The organism is Stieleria sp. (genome assembly GCF_041595215.1).
GTDB classification, from domain to species: domain Bacteria; phylum Planctomycetota; class Planctomycetia; order Pirellulales; family Pirellulaceae; genus Stieleria; species Stieleria magnilauensis.
On sequence record NZ_JBFHKV010000279.1, the window covers coordinates 1 to 8,689 of the forward strand.

The window sequence follows — 8,689 nt, forward strand, 5'->3', positions numbered from 1 at the left end:
AGTCCGCTGGAAAGCTTGTACAACTCGTCCGCCGCGGCGGTGTCATCGAGCGTATTGAGCTCTTGCAATTCGCGCATGCCGATCGCGAACACGTTGGTGAAGATCGGTTCGTCGATCTGGCCGAGCAGCATGCTCAACCGGTGCTGGCCTTGTGCCAGGCCGTCTTGCCCGGTGACCGCCAGCTGGCCGACCACGTTTTCGTCGGTCATCTTGGCGTGGCGTCGGATTTGATAGCCGCCGCCCGGGCCGGTGACGCGAATCGCGCCGCCGGGCGTTCCGCCATAGATCGGCGGCAGATACTTGTCGCGACGTTCGGCCGTGAATCCGTACAGCATCGACCGCAGGAATTGCATCACGGTCGTCTTGCCGGCCTCGTTCGGCCCGTAAAACAACGTCATGCCGTCCGGTAATGAATCGATGCTCAGCCCGGTCCAAACGCCGAAGCCATCGATATTCAGGTCTTTGACTTTCATGATTTGTTCACCCAATTTGGCTTGCCGCCACGGAGCAGTTCGACGCCCAACAGCGTCGCTTGATCCAACGTTTCGATTCGACGCGTCTGTGGGATTTCGGCCAGCAGCGTCGTCGTGCTTGCCGGCAGTCCCGGATGTTCTTCGGTCATCGGTAACAGATTGGTCGCCGTGCTTTCGGGCTTGCGATGCTCGGCGGCAATCCGCAGATAGTCACCCAAGATCGTGTCTTCCTCGTGCCACGACTTGGGGTACTGTTGGGGCGGACGGATTCGCAGCGACGTGGACCAGGCGGCCGGCGCCCCGTGTCCGTATTCGTGACGCACCCAATCCAGTAACGCCTCGCCGTCGCCGATCTCGATCAACGACTCGCCGCTGTCGGCGGTGATGTCCCAGCCGATGATCAGGTGTCGGCCGCCGGCTTCGTGTTGCAAACGCACGATCCGTTCGCCGAGCAAGTTTTGGATGCTGCCGACCGCGGCAATTTCGTCGGCCCTCAGGCGGACGTTGCAGTAGCGAAACTGGTCGGCCGGCATTTCGCTGACCCGAACATTTCGTTCGGCGTCGACGTCGATGATGGAATACCCGTGTGAACCGGGTTCGCTCAAGGATCGACCCTGCGGTGAACCGCTGTAGACCGCTCGGATTTCGCCATCGGATTCCAGTTCCAGGCGATTGTGTTTACCGCCGAGGCACCAAAAATCGAATCGAGCCTCCTCGAGCATCTCCAGCGAAGCATCGCCGTGGCCGACGCCGATCGCGAATTCCTCAGCGGCCTCGCATTCAAACCCCGGGATGTGCAGCGAGGCGCGGCCGTCACTGCCGCGGCCGATCAGACGACAGATCGTTCGCCCGCCGCGTACGACGTTGACGTCGGTCGCGCGGTCCTTGGGAAACAGCGTCACGTTGGGCGGAATCACCACCGCTTCGGGCCACTTCTGTGGATCATCGACGGTGCCCGCCGCCCAATACACCGGCGTGTCGGCAGCGGCCAGTTTTTCAAACTGCTCCAACAACAGGTTCATTCCGTACGGCCCGGCGGCCTGGGGATTGAGCAGGTCGCCGGATAACACGACGAAATCAATGTTGTTGGAGAGCGCAGCCTCAAACACCGCCTTGACGGCTTCGTGCGGCGCGGTGGCCATTTGATCGCGCAGCGGCGGGGGCAGCTCATCCAAATCACCGAGTGGACTTTCCAAGTGAAAATCACTGGCGTGGATGAATCGAAAAGATTCGCCCGGCATCGGTTCCCTCCGTTAACGCTTGCAGCGTGTTCGCTTCATTGATCAATGGAGCGGAAGACTCTCGTAGCCTTCGTTGATGCTCCCTCATCAATCCCGTGACCGCGGCGAAGACGAACAACGTGTTCGCCCCGTTTCCCAGCCCGATTTGTGAAACAAACCAGGCCCTTCGGCCGCGCGGTGCTGCGAGTTTAGCGAAACGACGAAAAAATCACCAATCCAGTTTCCCGCACTCTGGGGGCAATTCCGTGAAACATTCGGGGCGCGGAATTGCTAGCAATACTTGCGAGCGGGCGGTGAGCGGCGGCGTGGGGAAGAAAGGTCAAACAATGGGTTGGTCAAAAAATGAGTTGGTGTTTACACCAATGACGAAACCCTCCCTGGCAGGGAGGGTCGAGCGAAGCGAAGCGAGGGTCGCTGGGTTGAGGGTACCGGTGATCGAACCGTCATTGCCGGCGTCTGGAACGGGCCTGGAGCCACGTCGCGTATTCGCCGATGCTGACGCGTCCATTCCCGTCGGCATCGGCGACTTCGGGCGATTGCAGCATTTTCTCGTATTCTGCCGACGTCAATTCCTGGTCACCATCGACGTCGTAGCGGGCGATGATGCGTCTGGCGTACTCCACCATTTTGGAGTCCAGGCCTTCCACGCCCAGCTTCTGTTGCTCGGCCAGTTGGCGCGCTTGTTGATTCAACTTGCGTACCTGTTCCATCAAGTTTGGAATCCAAGTCATCGCCCAGACCGCGACTTCGGGATCTTCGCTGTTGGCGAGTTCCATCAACAGCGGCAACGTGGCTTCGGTGGAAGATCCGACGATGTCGACCAGTGGTAGCACGCTTTTGGGATCATCCGTTTGCCGCAGTCGTTCGTTGACCAGTCGACTGGTTGGGTCGGGGTACCTTCGCAGTACCTGCTTCAATTGGTTTCGCAGCCTGGAATCGGATTTCGAATCATCACACTCAAGGTAACATTTAAAAACAAGCTCGGCCTGTTCTTGTGGTGGCAGCGTGCACAAGGCCAGCAGCTTGACGGCTCGCGAGAGTTCATCCACGTTCCACTGATCGGGGTGTGATGCGTTTTGCATCGACTGTCGGACGATCACATTAAAACGGGCATCGAGATAGTTTTGCCGCAACGCCAGATCGATCGCCCGATCCTGATGGGGGTCTGATGTATCGGCGGCTCGGGCACAGATCAGCTCCCGATAGTCCTTTTCCACCGCATCCACGACGGACGCTGTGGCAGTTGCGGCGGTCGTTTCCTCTGGCGGTGACGCAGACTCCGACACCTGGGCGATGCAGGGGGCGGACCCGATCGATAGGGCGATCGACAGTGTGGCAACGGACATGGATCGGTTCATCGTGATTCTCGCTTGGGGGTGAATCGCTTTCGGGTCGTTTGCTTCTAACCCCGCTTCATGCCCGGAGTTTCGCCTGCCAATCGGGCAGTGGATCACTTGTCTAAACGCTTGCCGTAAGCATCGACCAGTGGCGGTTCGTTGGTATCCGCCATCGCCTGATCGATCACAGCTTGCAACTGAGTTCGCGCCGCACGATCGTTTTCGTCGTCTTGCTGAACCAACGTCTCTTTTAGGGGCAGCTCACCGATACGAAACAACCGTCCATCGCGGAACAGCTTGTGGGTCTTGTTGAGCGCGAACACATGCCGGCTGAATTTTTCTTTGTCCCAGCCCGGACGTGGGTCATACCAAAAGAACGCTGCGTCCCGGCGTGGCGTCGGCTGACCGACCAATTGAGGCACAAAACTGATCCCGTCCAGGTGCTTGCCCGGTTGTTTTTCGACTCCGGCTAATTCCAGCAGCGTCGGGTAAAAGTCCGAGGCTTCGACGATGCCATCGACGACCGCGGGCTTGTAGCGGTCTGGGCAATGCACGATCAGCGGCACGTGGATCCCGGTTTGGGTCGGCATCGCTTTGCCACCGGGGATCGAACGGCCATCTTTCATTTTCGAGGTGACTTTCAGGTGGGTGCCGTTGTCGCTGTAAAAGATCACGATGGTTTCACGTGCGAGATTCCGCTGACGCAACCCTTGCAACAAAGTTCCCATCGTCGTGTCCATGTATTCGATCATGTCGCTTCCGTAACGCAGATGTTCCTGTTGCGGTTTGTCGGGGTCCCAGTCGGCGGAATCGGGCGTCGGCACGAACGGCCAGTGGGGCAGCGCCATCGGGTAGTAGACGAATTTCGGCTTGTCGGTTTTCTTGTCCAGGAAGGCCATGATTTTTTCGACCCAAACATCTTCGCCGTAGCGGCCGTGGTAGGTTTTGAGGGTCCCTTCGCTGCCGCGTCGGCCTTCCAACATCGTCGGGTTGGCGTAGCGAGATCCCTTGTCTTCGGTGTGCAGGGCATGGAACAACGCGTACTCATCGAAACCCGCGTCTTTGGGATGCATGCCTTTGCCGCGTCTGGCCTCGGCGCCCGGCAGATCGGGTGGATCGTACGACTGCAATTGCCACTTGCCGAAGATCCCGGTCGCGTATCCGGCATCGGTCATCGCGTGACCGAATGTGCGTTCGCGCGGATCGAGGATCCCGAAGTAGGTCCAGTTGCGATGGTTGTCTTTGCCGGTCATCAATTCCACTCGCGTCGGCGTACACAGCGGCTGCGAGTAGGCGTGGGTGAACCTGACGCCGGCGGCCGCCATCCGATCCAAATTCGGTGTTCGATAGGACACACCCCCGTAACAACCCAGTCCTTCAATGCCGATGTCATCGGCCATGACCAAGATGATGTCGGGCTGTTTGGCGCTGGCCCATGAAGGCCAAACACCGCAGCAAAGAACAGCAAGCAGAGGAATCAAACGTAGCATTCGTGATCTCGATCGACGTGAGGTGCAAGTCGGCAGCGCCCCATTCTACCGTGCGAATCTACTGTGTGGCGGGCCGCGATGGTGCGGTTGATCGGTGCCTGTGGGCATCCATCGCACACGGTCGAGTTGACGCAACCGTGATATACTGGAAAGTGAGATCTTCACCGCCCGCTCGCCACCGTCGATTCGATGTCTGCCGTCCCCAAATACATTCCGCGTTACACTGTCGATGACTACGCCGCCTGGGAAGGCGACTGGGAACTCTGGGACGGGATCGCCGTGTCGATGAGCCCCAGCCCCTTTGGTGCCCATCAACTATTATTGTTTAATCTTGCGGCAGAGCTGCGAACGCAAATCCTAAAACAGAAATGTGAAGCGGTCGTACTCGGAGAAATCGACTGGATCGTTTCGCGCGAGACGGTGGTCCGGCCCGATGTCGTGGTGATTTGTGGCGAGGCTCCCGAAAAACACATCGAATTGACGCCCCACTTCGTCGCCGAAGTCCTGTCTGCTTCGACTGCCGAGCGTGACCGCAGCTTTAAACGGGATCTCTATGACGAGCAAGGCGTCCCGATCTACGCGATTCTGGATCCCGAGTTAAAAACAGTCCAGCTCTATCGCCGCGATGGCGAAGGCAAATGGAGAAGTGAATCCGTCGTCGATTCCTTTGAGATCACACTGTGTGAAGACTGCGCCGTTACCATTCGACTTGCCGATCTGTTTTAAAGAAACTCGATACTTTAACGATCATGAAACTGAAAATCGGCCTCGGCGTGCTTGCGACGGTGCTCGTCGCTGTCGCTGTCATTTACTTCATCAACGCACCTCGATCAGGAAACATCAGCTATCCGTCGCCCAATGCGTATGACACGCTTTCTGAAGCGAACGGCAAGATGACGCCGCTGCCGATGGACTTCGACACCTCTCAGGATGTCGAAGCTCTACAAACCTACCTTGATGCCAATCTCGATCCGCTATCCTTGATCGATCAAGCCGCGCGACAGCGCTGTCTGATCCGCATGGCCGACATGCAAACGATGCAGGAAATGCATGACAAAGCAAATTACGCTCGGGGGCCGATGCGGCTGCTGTATGTCAAGGCTCGGCTTGCCGAACTCGAAGGCCGATCCGCCGATGCGGCCGATGCGCTGACAAAGATCGCAGTGATCGGCAGGAAGTCTGCTCACGGCGGCCTGCTGATTCATCAGTTGGTCGCAGTTGCCATTGAACGACAGGGGTTAGAGGGGCTGGCGCAGCTCGCTTCCAAACTGTCCGGTGATGAGAAGAAACGCATCGCAAAATTGATTCGGGCGGAAGACAAGGATGCTCCGGAGATTGACGCGGTGATCGAATCGGTGATGTACCGCGAGCATGACATGACCAAACGCGAGTACGGAACCTTTGCCGGCTCGTTCATGATCTGGCAACTCTCCGACAGTGAGGCCGCAGAGAAACCTCAGGAAATCCTTCGCAACGAATTGACTGAGATTCAAAAGCAACGTGAGGAGTTGCTGACGATGCTCCGCGTCGGCCCATAGGTCCGTTCTTGAATCGCGCCGCTTCGCCGATGAAGGATCGGCAGAAACAGCGAGACGTACCGTCCGGCTACGCGAGCTGGATCTTGTCTTTGGTCACTCGCAACACGTGCTCGCTGAGCGGGTGCGACTGTCGGCGGGCGTCCAGCGCGACGGTCTGACTGAGTTGTTGGTGCAGGTCCTCATCGACCGTCATCGGCCAGGCGATCAGGAAGTCGCGGTTGGGCACCCCGGCGTAGACTTCTCCGTCTTCGTCGCCGGTCAACTCCGAGATGATCCTGGCGCGGATCTCGGGAATCAGTATCCTGGCCGCATCGTAGCCATCGCCCGTTTGGATCGCCACCAGCGGAGCCGGACCGGGCATGACGGTCATCGGTAACGTCGGGCTGGACGTCACGATGTTCAGTTTGCCGAGTTCGATCGCATCCACCGCTGATTGGCCCCAGCGTTCCAGATCTTCGTTGCTGATGTAGGCATAACCGGTGTCACAATCACTGACCAGACTCGAGTGCACGTCGTCGGCGAAGGGGAACGTGATCGCACGGCCGACATCGGTGACTTTGGCGCTGACCAATTGAACTCTCAGCCTCGGTTTGACGTCTTCCCAGGCCTGCGGGATCGCTTCGGCGGCGCCATCGATCAGTTTCAACGCACCGGCGAATTTCTCGATGATCACCTGATCAAACTCTTCATCCGGCATGGGGGATTGCTGAAATTGCGCCCACAAGTTGCTCATCCCAAATTTTGCCGATCCGTCCGTGATGACGCCCAATTCCTCGCCGAGACGAAAGCCGCGTGTCGGAAATTCACGCTGGATGACCGAGAGGACGCGATTTGTGAAGGCTTCGAGCATGGGGGAGTCCAGACTGGCGAAGAAGAGTGTTGGCAAACCGACTCCTCAAGTCTAACGCGCTGTGCCACGAATGTCACAGGGCGACAAGTACCTGTCATTGAAACGCCCTGGCAAGCGATTTCGTATTACCCTATGACCTTGCGGCGACTCGTGCGAATCACGGCGCCAATGCAAAAATCCCTCCGGCCCACCATCGTGATGCTCAGGCAACGAAAAACACGATTCTCTTTTGAATCCCTCGAAGCTCGGCGACTGCTGGCGGCTGATGTCGCGTCGAACGATTGGATTGATCCGGCCACGGCGCCCCCGATCGAATCGGGCGTGACCGGTGTGGACCAATGGAGGATGGGGCCGTTTCAACAGCAGGTGCTATTGAACTCGGCTGATCTCGACGCGCCGGCGCAGCAGACCACCGGTTTTGAAACGGTGCTGAACAACGGTCCATCCGACAACCGGGTGGACATCGTGATTCTCGGTGACGGATACACCGCAGCGCAGATCGACAACGTTTATCTCAATCACGTCAACGGAATGTTGGAATACCTGTTCAATGCGGGACAAGATCCCTACCCGCGTTACGCCAACTTCTTTAATGCCCATCGCATCAACGTCATTTCCAACGAGTCCGGTGCCGATGAACCGCCCAACGGGATCTTCGTCGATACGGCGTTGGATGCCTACTATTTTTGCGGCGGGACGGAACGGTTGATTTGTATCAACAACACCAAGGCCAACGCGGCAAAGAATGAGGCGCTGGCCGGCGCGGGATTCAACGCCGAGATGCAATTTGTCTCCGTGAACGATTCCAAATACGGTGGCAGCGGAGGCAGCTACGCGGTCTTCGCCGGAGCCAACGGATCGGCCAACGAACTCGCCTTGCACGAAGTTGCGCACTCGTTCAACGACTTGGCTGATGAGTACGGGGGAAGTCCACTCTACACCGGAGGCGAACCTCGGGAAGTCAACGTCACCACCGATCCGCAAGGTGCGAAGTGGCAACGGTGGGTCGGGTATGATCAGCCCGGTATCGGCACGATCGGCGCTTATGAAGGGGCGCGATACTTTAACCAAGGTCTGTATCGTCCATCGAACAATTCCAAGATGCGCAGCCTGGGGCGACCCTTTGATGCGGTCAGCCGTGAAAAAATCATCTTGGACATCTATGACCTGGTGGATCCTGTTGATGACTGGTTGGACAACGCTCAGACGATCCGAGACACCGCTCCGGAGTTGTGGGTGCAGGCGATTGACTGGCAGGTCCAAGCGGTGCAGTGGTCCGTCGACGGCGTCGAGGTACCGGCCGCAACGGCGGGGACGTTCAATCTACGCGACGCCGGCTTCGGCCCCGGTGTGTACGACGTCTCGGCACGCGTCTATGACCCGACCGACTGGGTGCGCCATCAACGATCAACGCTGGAACAGACGATCGGCTGGACCGTCGAAGTGCTGCCGCCGCCCGAGGTGAAAAGTGTGCAGATCAATCACGGCGACTCCAGTCGTTCGCTCGTCACGTCGGTCCAGGTCACGTTCGATTCGTTGGTCGATGTTTCCGCATCATCATTTTTATTGACGCCGCGTGGAACGCAACAATCCATCGCCTTGAACGTCACATCGTCCACAACGACGACCGGCACGGTGGCAGATCTGAGGGTCCAACCCGGCGAATTCGTGCTCCAGCGTCAGGCCGCTGGGCTGCACTCGGTGCTCGATGGTCAATACGAGCTGAAAATCATCGCGTCGGCCGTCACCACCACCGTGGG

At 58.3% G+C, this 8,689-nt stretch carries 8 protein-coding genes; 3 read left to right on the plus strand and 5 right to left on the minus strand.

Translation table 11 applies throughout. The features are described from left to right. From ABX749_RS12730 to ABX749_RS12745, 4 genes are all read right to left on the minus strand, one after another. Window positions 1-473, minus strand: a 473-nt coding sequence (locus ABX749_RS12730) for an ATP-binding protein (RefSeq protein ID WP_372896318.1), incomplete at its 3' end; no start/stop codon positions are given. Continuing rightward, window positions 470-1,714 (minus strand): exonuclease SbcCD subunit D, encoded by a 1,245-nt coding sequence (locus ABX749_RS12735; RefSeq protein ID WP_372896319.1) that lies wholly within the window; start codon window positions 1,712-1,714, stop codon window positions 470-472. The genes ABX749_RS12735 and ABX749_RS12730, both read right to left, overlap by 4 nt. Window positions 1,715-2,157: 443 nt before the next feature. Beyond that, complete coding sequence (locus ABX749_RS12740; RefSeq protein WP_372896320.1) at window positions 2,158-3,060, minus strand: hypothetical protein; 903 nt, start codon at window positions 3,058-3,060, stop codon at window positions 2,158-2,160. A gap of 104 nt (window positions 3,061-3,164) precedes the next feature. Then, window positions 3,165-4,541, minus strand: coding sequence for a sulfatase-like hydrolase/transferase (locus tag ABX749_RS12745; protein WP_372896321.1), 1,377 nt, complete (start codon window positions 4,539-4,541; stop codon window positions 3,165-3,167). A 189-nt stretch (window positions 4,542-4,730) separates the two neighbouring features. On the opposite strand from ABX749_RS12745, the gene ABX749_RS12750 reads away from it, so the two are divergent. Together ABX749_RS12750 and ABX749_RS12755 are read left to right on the plus strand one after the other, a co-directional pair. After that, window positions 4,731-5,267 (plus strand): Uma2 family endonuclease, encoded by a 537-nt coding sequence (locus ABX749_RS12750; protein ID WP_372896322.1) that lies wholly within the window; start codon window positions 4,731-4,733, stop codon window positions 5,265-5,267. A gap of 23 nt (window positions 5,268-5,290) precedes the next feature. Continuing rightward, the gene (locus ABX749_RS12755; protein ID WP_372896323.1) at window positions 5,291-6,079 is read left to right on the plus strand and encodes a hypothetical protein; all 789 of its coding nucleotides are present in this window, start codon (window positions 5,291-5,293) and stop codon (window positions 6,077-6,079) included. 67 nt (window positions 6,080-6,146) lie between these two features. Here the strand turns inward: ABX749_RS12755 and ABX749_RS12760 are convergent, their stop codons facing one another. Beyond that, entirely contained in the window at window positions 6,147-6,965 is an 819-nt protein-coding gene (locus tag ABX749_RS12760; RefSeq protein WP_372896324.1) for a hypothetical protein, read from the minus strand. Window positions 6,966-7,097: 132 nt separating this feature from the next. Between ABX749_RS12760 and ABX749_RS12765 the strand changes: the two genes are divergently transcribed. Further along, a partial coding sequence (locus ABX749_RS12765) for a M64 family metallopeptidase (protein WP_372896325.1) occupies window positions 7,098-8,689 on the plus strand: 1,592 nt, incomplete at its 3' end.

What these genes read in the sequence shown, in the direction of transcription:
- ABX749_RS12740 (WP_372896320.1), bottom strand. Translation starts at nt 3,060, where the DNA reads ATGTCCGTTGCCACACTGTCGATCGCCCTATCGATCGGGTCCGCCCCC.
- ABX749_RS12735 (WP_372896319.1), bottom strand. Translation starts at nt 1,714, where the DNA reads ATGCCGGGCGAATCTTTTCGATTCATCCACGCCAGTGATTTTCACTTG.
- ABX749_RS12755 (WP_372896323.1), top strand. Translation starts at nt 5,291, where the DNA reads ATGAAACTGAAAATCGGCCTCGGCGTGCTTGCGACGGTGCTCGTCGCT.
- ABX749_RS12750 (WP_372896322.1), top strand. Translation starts at nt 4,731, where the DNA reads ATGTCTGCCGTCCCCAAATACATTCCGCGTTACACTGTCGATGACTAC.
- ABX749_RS12745 (WP_372896321.1), bottom strand. Translation starts at nt 4,541, where the DNA reads ATGCTACGTTTGATTCCTCTGCTTGCTGTTCTTTGCTGCGGTGTTTGG.